Origin of the sequence: Pseudomonas boreofloridensis (assembly GCF_030580795.1) — a bacterium.
In the GTDB taxonomy this organism is placed as follows: Bacteria; Pseudomonadota; Gammaproteobacteria; order Pseudomonadales; family Pseudomonadaceae; genus Aquipseudomonas; species Aquipseudomonas boreofloridensis.
This window is the reverse complement of record NZ_JAUQOQ010000013.1, coordinates 31,143-47,246: the sequence shown is the minus strand read 5'-3', so window position 1 is coordinate 47,246 and position 16,104 is coordinate 31,143. Positions and strand designations below refer to the sequence as shown.

Below are 16,104 nucleotides of genomic sequence, written 5' to 3'. Positions count from 1 at the left end.
CAGCGACAAACCCGCGGCGCGACAGCTTAATGCATTTCCCCGAACGAATCGCGCGCACCGAAAACATCGATTGCACAAAATAAATGAGGTGGAATCTCATTCTCGTCCGGCCTGAAGGAATCAAGCCCATACGTGGCTCACCCCCATCTTCAGGAGCGCTCCATGATTCGCCCGTGTTCCCCCTCCTCCACTGGCCTGCGCCGTGCCATCCACGCCGCCGCCTTCGGCCTGGGCCTGGCCGGCAGCGGCCTTTGTGTCCAAGCCGTGGCCGCCCCGGCCGACCAACGCCAGCAGCTTTCCTGGAACATTGCTCCGGGGCCCTTGGCCGCAGCGCTGGAACAACTGGCGCGCCAGGGCGGGCTGAACCTCTCGTTCGATGCCGCCAGCCTCGCGGGCAAGACCACCGGCGGCGTGCAGGGCCGCCATGACAGCGCCCAGGCCCTGTCGATCCTGTTGCAGGGCAGCGACGTACAGGCCCAGCAGCAAAGCGCGAACAGCTTCATCCTGATGCCGGCGCTGGACGTCGGCGATGCCCTGCAACTGGGCGCCACCAGCATCTCCAGCGACCTGCTGGGCGAAACCACCGAACACACCGGCTCCTACACCACCGGTGCGGTGACCATCGGCAAAACCCCGCAGAGCATCCGCCGTACACCGCAGTCGGTCACCGTGGTCACCCGCCAGCGCATCGACGACCAGCAGATCACCAACCTGACCAACCTGCTGGAGCAGACGCCCGGCGTGGTGGTCAACCTCACCGACAGCGAGCGGGTGCAGTACTACTCGCGCGGCTACTCCATCGACGCCATCCAGTACGACGGCGCCACCGTGGTGCAGAGCAGCGGCGGCGGCTCTTTCATCCAGAGCGATGCCGCGATCATCGACCGTGCCGAGATCCTGCGCGGGGCCACCGGCATGCTGCGCGGCTCGGGCAACCCGTCGGGCACGGTGAACCTGGTGCGCAAGCGGCCGACCTACGACTACCAAGGCAGCGGCAGCATCACCCTCGGCACCTGGAACGCGCAACGCTATGTGGCCGACGTTTCCGGCCCGCTGACCGACACCGGCAACGTGCGCGGCCGGATCATTGCCGTGCACGACGACAAGGACCACTTCCAGCGCTCGCGCCAGGAGCGCAAGGACGTGCTGTATGGCGCGCTGGCCTTCGACCTCAGCGACAGCACCACCCTGACCACCGGTCTTGAATGGACCCAGCTCGATGCCACCGGGGCCTGGGGCAACCTGCCGGCCGACTACGACGGCTCGCCCCTGCCGCTGGGCCGCAGCACCTACCTGGGCGCCGACTGGAACCGCTGGAACCGCAGCAACCTGCAAAGCTTCGCCGAACTCGAACACCGCTTCGACAACGACTGGACGCTCAAGCTGATGGCCCAGCGCACCCATTTCCAACTGGCCGACGACGGTTTCAAGCAGACCTACTTCACCCGCGCCACCGGCACCGCCAATCCCACCAACAACCCCTACCTGATGCGCTACCAGGTCACCGAGGGCGATGGCGGCGAAAGCCTGCAGAACAACCTCAGCGCCACCCTCAACGGGCCATTCGACCTGTTCGGTCGCCGCCATGAACTGATGGTCGGGGTCGAGCGTATTCGCAACGATTCCTACGCCTCGGCCACCAATTTCGTGCAGTCGGGACTGTTCGACATCCGCACCTGGGACCCCAAGCGCAGCCTGGCCAATCCCCCGATCGACATCACCGCGCACCCGGTGCGCACCCGCACCACCCAGGAAGGTGCCTACGCCACCTGGCGCATTTCCCTGGCCGACCCACTCACTGCCATCATCGGCGCGCGCAGCAACTGGTATGACTACGAGCAGGAAAACAACACCCGCTCCAACGGCACATTCAGCGTCGACAACAAGGTGGTGCCCTACGCCGCGCTGATCTACGACCTCAACGACACCTTCAGCACCTACGCCAGCTACACCGAAATCTTCAACCCGCAGACCGCCACCAACGCCAGCGGCTCGGTGCTCGCACCGGTCACCGGCGAAGCCTACGAGACGGGCATCAAGGGCGAGTTCTACGACGGCCGACTGAACACCTCGCTGGCGTTCTTCCGTATCTACCAGGTCGGCAACCCGCTGGACGACATCAGCGGCCCCAACCCCTGCCCGCCGAACTACACCAGCGGCTACTGCAAGGTGGCGGCCGGCAAGAACCGTAGCCAGGGCTTCGAACTGGAGATTTCCGGCGAAGTGCTGCCGGGCTGGAACGTCAGTGGCGGCTACACCTACAACACCACCGAATACCTCAAGGACACCACCGGCAACACCGGCAACGCCATTCGCACCACCGACCCCAAGCGTCTGCTGCGCCTGTTCACCAGCTATCGCCTGCCAGGCGAATGGGAGGCGTGGACCGTTGGCGGTGGGGTGCAGGCGCAGAGCGACATCTACAACCGCAGTGGTAATGCGGTGGCCAGCCAGTCGGGCTACGCGGTGTACAACGCCATGGTCAACTACCGCTTCAACGATCAGTACTCGCTGCAGGTCAACGCCAACAACCTGTTCGACCGCCGCTACTACCGTCAGGTGGCGCCGACGCCGACTGGCTACTACTGGGGCGACCCACGCAACGTTTCGGTCACCCTGCGCGGCAGCTTCTGAGGCCTAGCCCGCCTGGACTGACACCCGCTGAACCTGCCGATACGCCTGGCGGGCGAAGCACACGAACAGCCCGGCCATCAGCGCCAGGGCCATGGGCAGGCCGTGGGGCGCGACATCCATCGCCGCCCCGCTGAGCAGCGGACCGACCAGGCTACCGGCGCCCCACAGCAGCCCGACGCTGGCGTTGGCGGTGACCAGGTCGCGTCCTTTGAAGCGCTGGCCGATCAGCACCAGCGCCAGGGTGTAGATGCCGCCGGCCACTGCGCCAAGCAGCACCAGCAGCGGCCATAACAGCCAGGTCAGGTTCAGCAGCCAGGGCAAGGCGATGCCGATGGCCATGGCCACCAGGCCGCACAGCAGGTGCAGCCCGGTACGCTCGACCCGATCGGCCAGCCAGCCCAGTGGCAGTTGGAAGAGCATGTCGCCGGCGAACACCACCGTCACCATCAGCGCCGCCACGCCCACGGCAAAGCCGTGGCTGGTGGCGTAGACCGGCAGCAAGGAGAGCACCACAGCGTCGAAGAACGAGAAAAACAGCACCGCTACGCACAGTGCCGGTGCGACGCGGAAGAACCCCGCCAGGGTGAAGCTGCGCGCGTCCTCCTCGTCATGCTCGACGCAGTCGTTCGGCACGCTGAACACAATGCACAGCAGGGCCAGGCCGTAACCGGCGGTGACCACGGCGGTGATCCATGGGCTGTTCGGCCCGAACAACGCCAGCAGTGCCGGGCCGAGCACCTGAAAGCCGGTGAAACTGGTGGCGTACAGCGCCATGATCTTGCCGCGGTTGTGCTCCGCGCACAGCGCATTGACCCACGACTCGCCGAGAATGATGGCGATGCCCATGCCGATCCCCAAGGCCAGGCGCAGCAGCGCCAGCAGCCAGAGCCTGTCGAAAGCCCATTCCAGCAAACCGATGCTCAAGGCGCACAGGCTGAAGCACAGCAGGTAGAGGGTGCGCCGGGTGAAGTGCCGACAGCAGGCATCGACCATGAAGGCCGAGAGCATCATCCCGGCAGCAGGAATCGCCGAGACCATGCCGATTTCCAGGGTGCCCGCCCCGGCCTGGTGCAGACGCAACGACACCAGCGGCAGGCTGGCCCCCAGGCTGAAGCCCACCACCGACACGGCGAACAACAGGCCCGCCAGCAAACGCATGTTCATGTACTTTTCCACCCCACCGAAGGATCGACAAACGCAGGCGCCCACGGCCGTGTCGAGAACACACGGCAGACGCAGGCATGGATCAGCGCGAGGCGAGGTGCGGGGAGAAGGTGAAGGCGAACAGCACGCTGCGTCGACGCTTGAGCACCGTGTCGCTCGGCCACGCGCGGCGCGCTGTCGGGGCGACAGGCTGGCAGCAGGGGCTGAGGCTACGGGTGCGGCGCATTGCGAAGTTCGCTGCAAGAAGATCAGGGGGTCGGACTCTAGGCCAGGGCCGCCCGATCCGTCAACGCCCAGGCAGCGCCGGGATGCTGTTCACTCAAGATCTATAGTGCTGGCATTGGGGCTGCTGCGCAGCCCTTTCGCGGCACAAGGCCGCTCCCACAAAGTCCGCGTAAAGCCGTAGACATGGGGCTGCGCGGAACTTGTGGGAGCGGCCTTGTGTCGCGATTGGGCCGCTTCGCGACCCCGGCTCAACGCTTCCCGGTCGATGGCAAGAACACCGCCAGCAAGCCGAACAACGGCAGGAACGAGCACAACCCGTACACGTACTCGATGCCGCGCAGGTCGGCCAGGTAACCGAGCAGCGCCGCGCCGATGCCGCCGAAGCCGAACATCAGGCCGAAGAAGATCCCGGCGATCATGCCCACGTTACCCGGCACCAATTCTTGCGCGTACACCACGATCGCGGAAAACGCCGAGGCCAGGATGAAACCGATCACCAGGCTCAGCACGGTGGTCCAGAACAGATCGGCATACGGCAGCGCCAGGGTGAAGGGCGCCACCCCCAGAATCGAGAACCAGATCACCGCCTTGCGCCCGATGCGGTCGCCGATCGGCCCGCCGAAGAAGGTGCCAGCGGCTACGGCGCCGAGGAACAGGAACAGGTGCAATTGCGAACTGGCCACCGACAGGCCGAACTTCTCGATCAGATAGAAGGTGAAGTAGCTGGTGAAGCTGGCCATGTAGAAGTACTTGGAGAACACCAGCAGGCCCAGCACCACCAGCGCCGCCAGCACACGTCGACGCGACAGCCCATGGCTGGCGACGCCGCCCTTGCGCGCCTTGTACTGGTTCAGGTGGTCCTTGTACCAGCGCCGCAGCACCAGGGTCACGCCGAAGAAGAACAGGGCTGCCAGACCGAACCAGGCCACATGGGTCTGACCAAACGGAATGACGATGGCCGCTGCCAGCAATGGGCCGAATGCGGAGCCGGCATTGCCGCCGACCTGGAAGGTCGACTGCGCCAGGCCGAAGCGCCCACCCGACGCCAGCCGGGCGATGCGCGAGGTCTCCGGGTGGAAGGTCGACGAGCCGATGCCCACCAGCGCCGAGGCCAGGAGGATCATCGGAAAGCTGCCGACGAACGCGAGCATGACGATGCCCACCAGGGTGCACAGGGTGCCCATCGGCAACAGGTTCGGCGTAGGGCGTTTGTCGGTGTAGAAGCCGACCCAGGGCTGCAGCAGCGAGGCGGTCACCTGGAAGGTCAAGGTGATCAGGCCGATTTGGGCGAAGCTCAGGTCGTAGTTGGCCTTGAGCATCGGATAGATGGCCGGCAGGACCGACTGGATCAGGTCATTGATCAGGTGCGCCAGCGCGCAGAACGTGATGATCCGCATCACCAGCGGACTGCTGCCGGAGGTCGGCGTAGCGTTGGGGATCGCGGGGCTGCTCGGGGTACTGCTGATGGCCATGGGCTCGACATCCGTGCTCTGGTTGGGCTCCGATTATTAGAAACATCTCGATACGAAGCCACCCCTAATTTGCCAGCGGGGTGCCATCCATCCGATGCGTACTTGTAAATGGTTCTCACTACAATTAGCATCTTTCGCTCCCTTCCCTCAGTTCCGGGCACCCTGCCCGCTTCGCGAGCCGACCGATACCATGAGCCCGATGCCAGCCGCGCGGTTCGACCCTGATCCCCACCAAGAAGCGCTGCAGTGGCTGGCCCTGCTGAGCCGCCCCGGCAGTCACGCGCAGCAGCGCAAGGCCTTCGCCCAGTGGTGCCAGGACCCGGAAAACGCTCGCGCCTTCGCCGCCCTGCAGCACCGTCCTGGCTCAGTGCCGACCCTGGCCGGGCGGCCGCGTCCACGACCGCTGGCGCTGCGCCGCAGCCACTGGGGCAGCCTGCTCGGCGCGCTGTTCCTGCTGCTGCTGGCCGCACTGGCCTTTGTCTACTGGCCACTGATGCAGCGCCTGGGCAGCGAACTGCACACCAGTGCTGGCGAGCGGCGCAGCGTGCGTCTGGCCGATGGCTCCACCCTGCACTTGGACGGTGCCAGCGCGATGAACGTGGACTTGCGCGGTCGCACCCGACAGTTGCAACTGGTGCAGGGCTTGATGGATCTGGAGGTCAACCTCGATGGGCGCGCGCTGGAAGTCCAGGTGGACGACGTGTCGATCCAGGTCTTCGCCACGCGCCTGAGGCTCAGCCGCTACGGCGATCACGACGAGCTGGTGGTGCTCAACGGCAAGGCCCTGATCCGCCAGGGCGGCGACCAGCGCCTGCTCTCGGCCGGCGAGCGGGTGCGGTTCGATTCGGGGCATCTGGAGGCGGTGGAAAAAGTCGACACCCGCAGCCTTCAGGCGTGGCGCGACGGTCGCTTGATCGCCCGCGACCTGCCTTTGCAGCAGGTGCTGGAGGCGCTGGCCGGTTATCGGGGTATGCGGGTGTGGGTGCTCGACGCGCAGATCGGGCAACGCCGAATCAGCGGCGATTTTGCGCTGGACCCTGCCAGCAACACGCTGGATGCGCTGATCGCCGACCAGCAACTGCGGGCCTACCCCTTGCTCGGCCAGGCGCTGATCGTCCATTGAGGTGAGGTGCACGGCTAAGCATCTGAAACCGTGTAGATTTTTTTTGAAATGAGTGTTGACACAGGGGCATCACAAGAGAATAATGCGCGCCATTGGCTACATAGCTCAGTTGGTTAGAGCATAGCATTCATAATGCTGGGGTCCGGGGTTCAAGTCCCTGTGTAGCCACCAAACCTGAAAAGGGCTTACCGCAAGGTAAGCCCTTTTTCTTTGCCTGCGATTTCTTCAGCGCACACCCGCCACAGCCACGGTCAACCCCAGGCCGATCAGCGCGACACCGATCACCCGGTCCACCACGTGCTGTCGCTCGATCATCGCCCCACGCAGCCTTTCACTCGAGAAAAACACCGCTACCAGGCTGAACCATGCCCAGTGAGCGAACGACATGAACGCCCCGTACGCCAGGTTCACCGTCAGCGCGCTGCCCGGCGTCACCACCTGGGTATAGGCGCTGATCACGAAGAGCATGGTCTTGGGATTCAGGGCATTGGTGAGAAAGCCCGTGCGCAGTGCGGCGGATGTGCTGGTCGCACCGGCTTGCGTGGGCCCATCGAGGCGGATGCGCTGGGTGTTGGTCAGCGACTTGTAGCCCAGGTAGATGAGATACCCCGCGCCCATCACCTTCATCGACAAAAACAGCGCTGGGCTGTGGCTGATGACCAGCCCGATGCCGAACAGTGTGTAGAACACGTGCACCTGCACCCCGAGGGCGATGCCCAGCGCCGCCGCCAACCCAGCGCGACGGCCCTGTGCATAACTGCTGCGGGTGACCATGGCGAAGTCGGCCCCAGGACTGATCACGGCCAACAGGGTGAACAGGGCGACGGCAAGCAGTTCGGTCATAGTGAATCCTCGATAGGCGATGAATAGACACAGTGAGCGTCATTATCGAGGGCCGTCAGACAGGCGAAAAACGATTTCCTCGGCCTCTGATCTGCTAGTTTTCATCACAGATCCCCCACTCGAACCTGGATGACTGCCTGGTGAAACTCCCTCCTCTCGCCGCCCTGCGCTACTTCGACAGCGCTGCCCGCCACGAAAGCTTCGTCGCCGCAGCCGAGCAGTTGCACGTCACCCATGGCGCCGTCAGTCGTCAGGTCCGTCTGCTCGAGGAAGGGCTGGGAGTGGCGTTGTTCGAACGGCGCAACCGCGCGGTATTTCTCACCGCGGCTGGACGCGCGCTGTACGACACCACCCAGGCGATCTTCGAGCAGTTGGCGAGCACCGTCGAACGCTTGCAGCAACAGGACGACATTCTCGTCCTGTCATGCGAGCCGACGCTGGCCATGCGCTGGCTGATCCCGCGCCTGCCGGATTTCCACGCCAGCCACCCGGACCTGCATCTGCACCTGGTGGCCGCAGGCGGCCCGGTGGATTTCGCCCGTGGCGGCATCGACCTGGCCCTGCGCCGCGACGATTTCCATTGGGATCGCGCCCTGCACAGCCTCAAGCTCTGCGAAGAATGGATCGGCCCGGTCGCGGGCTCGGCCGCTGCAAGCGTGCTCGACGGCCAACGCCTGTTGCACAGCGATACCCGGCCCACGGCCTGGAACACCTGGCAACGGCTGAGCGGCCATAGCGTCGCGGGGGCACAGCGCAGCGACTTCCAGCACTTCTACCTGTCGATCCAGGCCGCCAGTGCCGGGCTGGGTCTGGCCATGGCCTCGGCGCTGATGGTCGGTGACGAGTTGGACAGCGGCCAGTTGCAGGCCCCCTTCGGCTTTGTGCGCGATGGCTCGGCCTACCACCTGCTCAGCCCGCAGCCATTGGACGACGGCAGCAAGCGCCAGCGCTTCGCCGACTGGGCGAGGCTGCAGTGTCGCAAGAGCCTGGTTGAGTTGGGTCTGGAACGGGAGGCCGACCGTATCCCGGCGGCGCCGGAAAAAAGTGGCACAGAGCCATGACCTGGCGCTGTTCAGGAACCCGCTTCTTCATCCAGTATGGACAGCCCGCCGGCCCCGGCGGCCACCGACAAGGAGTTACGCATGCACAAGCTGGCTGTATCGGCCCTGGCCGCCCTCGCCTTCAGCGGCCTGGTCCAGGCCGATGCGCGCATCGACCTGGGCGACGCGCAGCGGGTCACCCGCCTGTTCGCCTTTCCCAATAATTGCCATGTGATCTGCTTTCGCGACTGGACTCTGGAGCAGACCGTCGAGCACTACCTGACCCAAAGCGTTCGTCGCGACGGCTACGCCAACGCCCAGGTTCAGGTCAGTCGAAACAGCGACGACCATGTGCAAGCCCTCATCAGCGATGTCCCACCGAGCTACGCCGAGCCCCTGCGCCAGTTGCTCGACAGTGGCGAGCTGGCCTATCAGGGCGCCACCCGTCTGAACAAGGACGGCAAATGGGCCTACGACTGGTACTTGTTCCTGCCGCTGGGCATGGCCCTGGAGAACCGCCGCAGCATCGAGCTGCTGCATTTCCCACCGGATTACTCGCTCACCCAGGCCCAGGACTACCTGCGCTCGAACACCACCGACCGTTGGGCACAGTTGCTCACCTTCAACGGTATCGACGCCAGCCAGACCCCGGCCTACCAGACCATCGTCGACATTGCCCCGATTGCGGCGCCCGCCAGCGCCGGCAAGGACCTGGAGGGCACCTACACCTACTTCAGCGACTACCAGACGCGCATGGTCAAGCAGATGACCTTGCGCCAGGGCGCCCAGCCGCTGCCGATGGTGGCCTTCGGCGCCCCGGTGCGCAGCTGGATCCAGCAGCAGTACGGGCCTAAGGTGAACGTGCTGGGGCTGGTCAGCATCAGCCCGCAGGCCGGCAGCCAGGTGCCGGTGCTCGGCGCCAACCACCCCAGTGCGATCTGGTATGCAGCGGACAAGAACAACACTGGCGGCGATCAGGACAAGGCCGACGCGGCGGGGCTGAAGATGATGGGCCAGGATCTGACCGCCGCCTGCTGGCAGGCCGGGATGGGGCGCAATCCTAACGCCGATGCCAAGGCGACGCTGGAGGCCTGTGCGACCAAGTGGCAAGTGACGCAGAAGAAGCAGACCTGCGAGCTGTTCTACCGCACCATCCGCGACATGACGCCGGCACAGGCCGCCGTCAAGTGCAACACCGGGAGCGTGACGCGCAGCCTGCGCGATTTGCGCAAGCCGGTCGAGGTGGAGCTTTAGCCCGCGTCAGTCCTCGAGCAAGGTGCAGGCCATCACCAACGCATCTTCGCGTCCGCCTGGCGCCGGGTAGTAGTCCCGGCGCCGGCCGATTTCGTTGAAGCCGTAACGCTCGTACAACCGATAGGCCGACTGGTTGCTGGCGCGCACTTCCAGGAAGCATTCCCGGCCATTGAGCTGCCAGGCCCGTGCCATCAGGTGCTGGAGCAGGCGCAGGCCCAGCCCGCGCCCCTGGTTCTCCGGCTTGACGGTGATGTTGAGCAGGTGCGCTTCGTCGATGATCACGTTGATCACCCCGTGTCCCACCTGCTGCTGGCCGTCGAACATCAACCACACTTCGTAGGACTTGAGCGCATCCTGAAAGATGCCGCGGGTCCAGGGATGACTGAAGGCGGCATATTCGATCTTCAGTACGGCATCCAGATCCGCCTCGGTCATCGGGCGGAAACTGATCGAGTCACTCATTCAACGCTCTTCCAGCGCGCCATCAGCTGGCGCATGGCTTTCCAGACGAGCGCCTTGCGCGGCGGCTCGTCCATCAACAATTCAAGACCCGGCAGTGCCCAGACCTCGCCCAGGCCCTCGACCGTGAGCATCTGGTAGTACGCCTGCTCGTCAGCAGCGGCGGCGAAGCGTACCGCAGGCAGGCCGACCAACCACACACAGTGGCTGGGGACTTCCTCCAGGCGCGCCTGGACAAAGCCCTGGACGAAGTCGCGCGCCGACTCCGGGCCCTGGTCCATGGTGCTGCGCAACAGCAGCGGCCAACGCACCGGCTCGCCGACGATCTGCGGGGCGTCGGGCAGGCCGGCAGCGCGCAGCATGTCCTTGAGCAGCAGATAGGACGGGTCGCGGCTCTGGAACGGCTGCCCGGTGGCCAACTCCACCAACAGCAGGCACTTGCCCGCGCGCAGCAACTGTAAAGCGAAGCGCGGCGGCGGCACCGGCGCGGGCCTTGCGACCTTGGGCGCCTCCGGCTCGCGCTCGGCCACCGGGGCGGCCGGTTTGGGCGTGCTGCCTGGGCGCGGAATCTCGATCTTCGGCCGCTCGATCTGACGCACCTGGCCGGCGACCGGCACCGCCTCGGCCTGAGTGGCGGCTGCCGGGCGCGCCGGCTGCACCTCGAAGTCCGGTGTCTCCACCGGCAGCAGCAACTCGGGCCGCGAAGGCGCCGCGAACGGCAGTTCGGCGCGCGGCAGCCAGTGCACCACTTGCATGGCGGACAGGTAGGCGCGGCGGCGGGGCTCGGTCAGCACGGCTCAGGTTCCGGAGGGTTGGGTGGCGGTCGGGCATTCTAACGCCGTTGGCGGAAATTTTCCGAGCCAATCCCGCTTCCGAGGCCGCGCGCACCGCCCAGGCGCGGGTTCATCCGCGACCAAGCCACCCAGGCCGGGCAAAACCCGGACCAAGGGGTGAAACCCTGCCCCCCTGATGCAGTACAATCGCCGCTTTTATTTGGCAACGAGTCGACCCGCCAATGATCGAACCCAAGCGCGTCCTGCGCGCCCTAGCCGAACACTGGGCCTTGATCGAGCCGCTGTGCGAGCGTTTCGACCAGGGCACCCTGAGCCTGGTCGAGCTGCGCCAGCAACTGGCCCGCCAGCAGGTGGAGAGCACCGCGCAGGACATCACCCAACTGCTCGACGTGTGGATCCGCCTGGACATCCTGGTCCCGGTGGCCAAGAGCCCGAACCGCTTCGAGCTCAACGCGCAGATCCACGACTTCCTCGCCTACCTGCGCCGCGAGCACCGCCTGGGCCTGTGCCTGGAGATCGAAGCCTACCTGCGCCACCTCGAGCGTCTGGCCGGGCATATCCAGGACGCCTTCGATAACCGCGACAGCGACGACCTGGCGCGCCAACTGCGCCTGCTCGACATGCGCGTGCGCGACGTGCTGAAGAAGCTCGATAACGACGAGCAGGCGCTGGTGGCCGTGGCCGAACGGGCCAAGACCAGCAACCGCCAGATCCCCCTGCGCCAGCGCTACGCCGAAGTGCTGGCGACCTGGGACGAATACGTCGAGCCGATGATCCAGCTGGTCAATGCCGACGGTGCCTTCGAGCAGGGCGTACGCAAGGTCGAGACCGTGCTGCTGCGCCTGCTCGGCGAGCAGGCACGCCTGGGTCATCTGGTCGACGACGACATGCTGTTGCGCACCCACGCGCGCATCCTCGAGATGCAGACCAGCGCCCAGCTCACCCTGCGCCATGCCCGCGAACTGCTGCTGCCGCTGCGCGAGGAAGCGCGTCGGCACAACGCCGTGACCCGCGGCGCCGCGCTGGCCCTGTCGGTGATCCGCAAGAAAGGCCTGGACGCCGTGCCACAGGCGGCCATGCCGCTGTTCACCCGACCGCAGAGCACCTTCCTTGGCAGCGCCAGCCAGGTCGAAGCCTATGTGTATGCGCTGGCCCGCTTCGAGCCCAAGCCGGCGCGCTTCCCCAAGGCGCACAGGACCGACAAAGGCCCGCAGCCGCGCGCGCCACGCACGGTCAAGGAAATGCTCGAACGCTGCGAAGACGCCCTGCCGCTGCCCGACCTGATGGTCTGGTTGCTGGAGCAGGAGCCCGAAGGCGCCACCGACGAACTGCTGTACTGGTTCTCGCGCCTGTCGCGTGAAAAGCGCTTCAGCCGCGCGCGCCTGGAGCGCCAGGACTACCTCACCCGCGAACACGTGGTCAGCCTGCGCTCCTTCGCCCTGACCTCCAGCCGCGAGCCCTCGCCGGCCGCCACCGAATCCACCGCGAGTCCCGTCCATGCATCTTGATCTTTCCGAACTGTCCCAGCTCGCGCCGATCTTCCGCGAGCTGTTCAAGGGCTTCCACATCAGCCGCCGCGACCCGGAGCTGTACGCCCAGTTGTCGAACTTCCAGGATGCCTACCGCAGCCTGTTCAAGGCCTTGGGCTTCGAACTGGTGTGCGACACCCGCGGCTTCTACTACTTCGTCCCCGAACAGGCCGCCGCACAGGTGAACAAGACCGCCCAACGCCTGGCACTGTTCACCTTCATCCTGGTCGAGCACCTGGCCGACCAGGGCCGCGACCCGATCGCCGTGCTCGACGGCGGCAGCATCGGCCGCGACGAGTTGCCCTCGCTGCTGGAGAAGTACCGCGACCTGTTCCTGCAGGCCGAGGTGCAGACGGTCGAGGAGCTCGAAGAGAAAATCCTGCGGCGCATGACGCAATTGGGCTTCGCCTTCGAGGAAGGTGGCATCTACCGCTTCCTGCCGCCGATGCACCGTTTCCTCGACGTGTGCCTGTCGGTCCAGCAGGACCGCGACCTGGCCGCCACCCTGCACAGCGACCTGCCGTTGCCGACACCGGTGCTGATCGAGGAAGAAACGCCCGAAGAACTGCACCGCACCGACGACCCACTGGACCTGACGCCGTTCGACGGCGAGGAGTCCGAAGAAGACGCCCTGGCCCGTGCCATCCGCGAAGAGCAACAGGAGATTGACGCATGAGCCAGGAACGCTACGGCATTCGCCGCTTCGCACTGCTCAACACCGCCGGCTACAGCCTCGGCCTGTTCCCGCTGGAGCACCCGCTGTCGGTGTACGGCGCCAACAACCTGGGTAAATCGGCATCGATCAACGCGCTGCAATTCCCGATTCTGGCGCGCATGTCGGACATGGCCTTCGGCAAGTACAGCCTGGAGCAGTCGCGGCGGTTCTACTTCGCCAGCGACACCAGCTATATCCTCTGCGAACTGAACCTGCCCCACGGCCCGCACGTGATCGGCGTGGTCGGCCGTGGACCCGGCGGCGGTTTCGGTCACCAGTTCTTCGCCTACCAGGGTGAGCTGGACCTGGCCCATTACCAGAAAGACGACACCTGCCTGCGCCAGAAGGAGCTGTTCACCAACCTGGAGCGCAATGGCCTGAAGGCCTACGAGCTCAAGCCGGACGAACTGCGCCGGCTGCTGGTGGGCGGACACACCTCGGTGCCGCTGGACCTGACCCTAATTCCGCTGCGCTCGACCAGCGAACAGAGCCTGAAGACCTTCCGCGCGCTGTTCATCAACCTGCTGCACATGCGCGAGATCACCGCCGCCAAGCTCAAGCAACTGTTCCTCGACGCCTTCGAGCACAGCCTGCGCTCGGGCAGTGTCGACTACATCGCGGCGTGCGAAGAAGCTTTCCGCGACGTGCGACGCATGGAGCAGGACTACAACGCGTTGGTCGCGGCCGGTCCGCTGGTCGAGGCCCTGGCCGGTGGCGTGGCTCAGCGCGACATTCTGCGCGGTAAGCTGCACCGCCTCTCGCCGCTGCTCGACAGCCTGCTCGGCACCTGGCAGGACTACGCGGCCGCGCGCAAGGACGAACTGGTGATCCAGGCCGAGCACTACCGGGCCGAGCAGGACGCCCTGCAGAACGACCAGCGCGGCGGCACCCAGGAGCTGATGCGCCTGGAGCGGGAGATCACCGGCATCCAGCGCTGGCTCGGCGAGCTGTCGGTGCTCAAGCACCGCTTCGCCCTGATCGATGACGTCAAGGTACTGGAGCAGCAACTGCTGGCGGCCAAGGACGCCCACGACGAACTGGCCGGCGCCCTGGCGCAGTCGCGCCAGTTCTCCGCCGAAGACCTCGACGAGCGCGTGCGCGACCTGGAAAAACGCCTCAAGGCCGTCAAGCAGCAGCTCGAGCACGCCGACAACAACAGCTATGCGCGCCTGCGCGAGGAATTCTCGCAGCAGGACGTCGACCGCCTGATGCGCCTGTTCAACGGCGCGCTGTTCAGCCTGCCGCTGGGCGAGCGCGGCATCGAGGTGGACGACGGCGACCAGTGGGTGAGCACCCTGGAGCAGGTGCTCGACCGCTTCAAGGGCGAACGTTTCGAGGTGCCGGGGCTGTCCATCGACCTGTCGCACATCGAACCGCCAGCGCTGCAGGCCCTGGCCGACCGCGCCGCCCTGCGCGATCAGAAGGAGCGCCTGGAAAAAGAGCTGCGCCAGCTCAAGACCCAGCAGGCCGTGGCCCTGGATCGCGCCGCGAGCAAGGCCCAGACCGAGGCGCTGTACCAGCAGGTGCTGGACGCGCAGAAGGCCCTGGAAGACTTCCGCCGCAGCGAAACGCTGAGCGCAGAAGAGCCAGAGAAGCTCGAACAGCTGGCCCAGTTCGAAGCGGCCCAGGACGAGCTCAAGCGCTCCAGCGACGCGTTCACCGAGCGCGTCCAGCAACTGTCGGCCAAGCTGCAACTGGTCGGCCGCCAGATCGCCGACATGGAAGCCAAGCAACGCACCCTGGACGACGCCCTGCGTCGCCGCCAACTGCTGCCGGCCGACCTGCCATTCGGCACGCCGTTCATGGAGCCGGTGGACGACTCGATGGACAACCTGCTGCCGCTGCTCAACGACTACCAGGACAGCTGGCAGGCCTTGCAGCGCGTGGACAACCAGATCGAGGCGCTGTATGCCCAGGTGCGCCTCAAGGGCGTGGCCAAGTTCGACAGCGAAGACGACATGGAGCGCCGCCTGTCGCTGTTGATCAACGCCTATTCGCACCGCACCGAGGAAGCGCTGACCCTGGCCAAGGCCCGCCGCGCCGCCGTCACCGACATCGCCCGGACCTTGCGCAACATCCGCAGCGACTACGACAGCCTCGAGCACCAACTGGCCCTGTTCAACCGCGAGATCAACCGTCGCCAGGTGTCGAACCTGGAGAGCTTCCGCGTGGTGTTGGCGCCGAACAAGGAAGCGCTCAAGCACATCGACCAGATCATCCACAGCGCCGGCCAGTACGAGGAAGGCGAAACCCTGTCGGTGTTCGACCTCACACAGAACGCCGAGCAGGACAACAAGAACGAAGAGGCCAAGGAGTACCTGGCGCGCCTGGTGGCGGCCAACCATAACCAGTTGGGCCTGAAGGACCTGTTCGAACTGGCCTTCGAGATCACCAAGATCAACAGCCAGCCGGTGATCCACGCCGACATCGACGGCGCCGCCTCCAACGGCACCACCATGACCATCAAGGCGCTGACCAACATGTACCTGTTGCTGCACCTGATGGACCGCGACCTGGCCGGCCGCATCCGACTGCCGTACTACCTCGACGAAGCGGCGGACATCGACGAGCGCAACCAGGCGGCGTTGCTGGAGACCAGCCAGCAGTTGGGCTTCGTGCCGATCCTGGCGAGCGTGAAGCCGCAGGTGTCGGCCCACGTGGCGATCGACCTGGAGGGCGGCAGCGGGCCGAACGGGATCTACATCGACGAATCGGACTGGAAGTACATCAGTCGGCGGGATGTGGAGAAGGCGATCGTGCGGGAGGATCAGGCCGAGGAACTGGCCTGATATCGTGAAGATGAGCTGCGCCCCAAATGTTGGACACCCCTCTACGTTCGGGACGCAGTTCAA

General features: G+C 65.6%; 13 protein-coding genes and 1 tRNA gene. 8 read left to right on the top strand and 6 right to left on the bottom strand.

Going from position 1 to position 16,104, the window contains the following annotated elements; all coding sequences use genetic code 11:
• Positions 1-162: 162 nt before the first annotated feature.
• Positions 163-2,634, top strand: a complete 2,472-nt coding sequence (locus Q6A47_RS16135; protein WP_304484781.1) for a TonB-dependent siderophore receptor — start codon at positions 163-165, stop codon at positions 2,632-2,634.
• Between the two features lie 3 nt (positions 2,635-2,637).
• On the opposite strand, the gene Q6A47_RS16130 is transcribed toward Q6A47_RS16135, so the two are convergent.
• The 3 genes from Q6A47_RS16130 to Q6A47_RS16120 all read right to left on the bottom strand — a co-directional run bounded on the left by Q6A47_RS16130 (position 2,638) and on the right by Q6A47_RS16120 (position 5,495).
• Positions 2,638-3,798, bottom strand: a complete 1,161-nt coding sequence (locus Q6A47_RS16130; protein WP_304484780.1) for an MFS transporter — start codon at positions 3,796-3,798, stop codon at positions 2,638-2,640.
• An 82-nt stretch (positions 3,799-3,880) separates the two neighbouring features.
• A complete protein-coding gene (locus Q6A47_RS16125) occupies positions 3,881-4,024 on the bottom strand; it encodes a hypothetical protein (RefSeq protein WP_304484779.1) in 144 nt (47 codons plus the stop codon).
• Between the two features lie 247 nt (positions 4,025-4,271).
• Positions 4,272-5,495: an MFS transporter gene (locus Q6A47_RS16120; protein ID WP_029614192.1), complete on the bottom strand. Its 1,224-nt coding sequence runs from the start codon at positions 5,493-5,495 to the stop codon at positions 4,272-4,274.
• Between the two features lie 190 nt (positions 5,496-5,685).
• Between Q6A47_RS16120 and Q6A47_RS16115 the strand changes: the two genes are divergently transcribed.
• The gene (locus Q6A47_RS16115; RefSeq protein ID WP_369811523.1) at positions 5,686-6,618 is read left to right on the top strand and encodes a FecR family protein; all 933 of its coding nucleotides are present in this window, start codon (positions 5,686-5,688) and stop codon (positions 6,616-6,618) included.
• A 94-nt stretch (positions 6,619-6,712) separates the two neighbouring features.
• Positions 6,713-6,789 (top strand) — tRNA-Met (locus Q6A47_RS16110).
• A 54-nt stretch (positions 6,790-6,843) separates the two neighbouring features.
• Here the strand turns inward: Q6A47_RS16110 and Q6A47_RS16105 are convergent.
• Entirely contained in the window at positions 6,844-7,461 is a 618-nt protein-coding gene (locus Q6A47_RS16105; protein WP_304484778.1) for a LysE family translocator, read from the bottom strand.
• A gap of 140 nt (positions 7,462-7,601) precedes the next feature.
• On the opposite strand from Q6A47_RS16105, the gene Q6A47_RS16100 reads away from it, so the two are divergent.
• Positions 7,602-8,522, top strand: a complete 921-nt coding sequence (locus Q6A47_RS16100) for a LysR substrate-binding domain-containing protein (RefSeq protein ID WP_029614190.1) — start codon at positions 7,602-7,604, stop codon at positions 8,520-8,522.
• Positions 8,523-8,603: 81 nt separating this feature from the next.
• The gene (locus Q6A47_RS16095) at positions 8,604-9,755 is read left to right on the top strand and encodes a hypothetical protein (RefSeq protein WP_304484777.1); all 1,152 of its coding nucleotides are present in this window, start codon (positions 8,604-8,606) and stop codon (positions 9,753-9,755) included.
• A gap of 6 nt (positions 9,756-9,761) precedes the next feature.
• On the opposite strand, the gene rimI is transcribed toward Q6A47_RS16095, so the two are convergent.
• Positions 9,762-10,217 (bottom strand): ribosomal protein S18-alanine N-acetyltransferase, encoded by a 456-nt coding sequence (rimI, locus tag Q6A47_RS16090; RefSeq protein WP_039580275.1) that lies wholly within the window; start codon positions 10,215-10,217, stop codon positions 9,762-9,764.
• Positions 10,214-11,008: an energy transducer TonB gene (locus Q6A47_RS16085; protein WP_304484776.1), complete on the bottom strand. Its 795-nt coding sequence runs from the start codon at positions 11,006-11,008 to the stop codon at positions 10,214-10,216. The genes rimI and Q6A47_RS16085 overlap by 4 nt, the downstream gene beginning before the upstream one ends.
• A gap of 221 nt (positions 11,009-11,229) precedes the next feature.
• Between Q6A47_RS16085 and mksB the strand changes: the two genes are divergently transcribed.
• The 3 genes from mksB to mksF are packed head-to-tail and all read left to right on the top strand — an operon-like array spanning position 11,230 to position 16,041.
• Positions 11,230-12,516, top strand: coding sequence for an Mks condensin complex protein MksB (gene mksB / locus Q6A47_RS16080; protein ID WP_304484775.1), 1,287 nt, complete (start codon positions 11,230-11,232; stop codon positions 12,514-12,516).
• A complete protein-coding gene (mksE, locus tag Q6A47_RS16075) occupies positions 12,506-13,213 on the top strand; it encodes an Mks condensin complex protein MksE (RefSeq protein ID WP_029614188.1) in 708 nt (235 codons plus the stop codon). The genes mksB and mksE overlap by 11 nt, the downstream gene beginning before the upstream one ends.
• On the top strand, positions 13,210-16,041 hold the full coding sequence (mksF, locus tag Q6A47_RS16070) for an Mks condensin complex protein MksF (RefSeq protein WP_304484774.1): 2,832 nt from the start codon (positions 13,210-13,212) through the stop codon (positions 16,039-16,041). The genes mksE and mksF overlap by 4 nt, the downstream gene beginning before the upstream one ends.
• Positions 16,042-16,104: the final 63 nt, after the last annotated feature.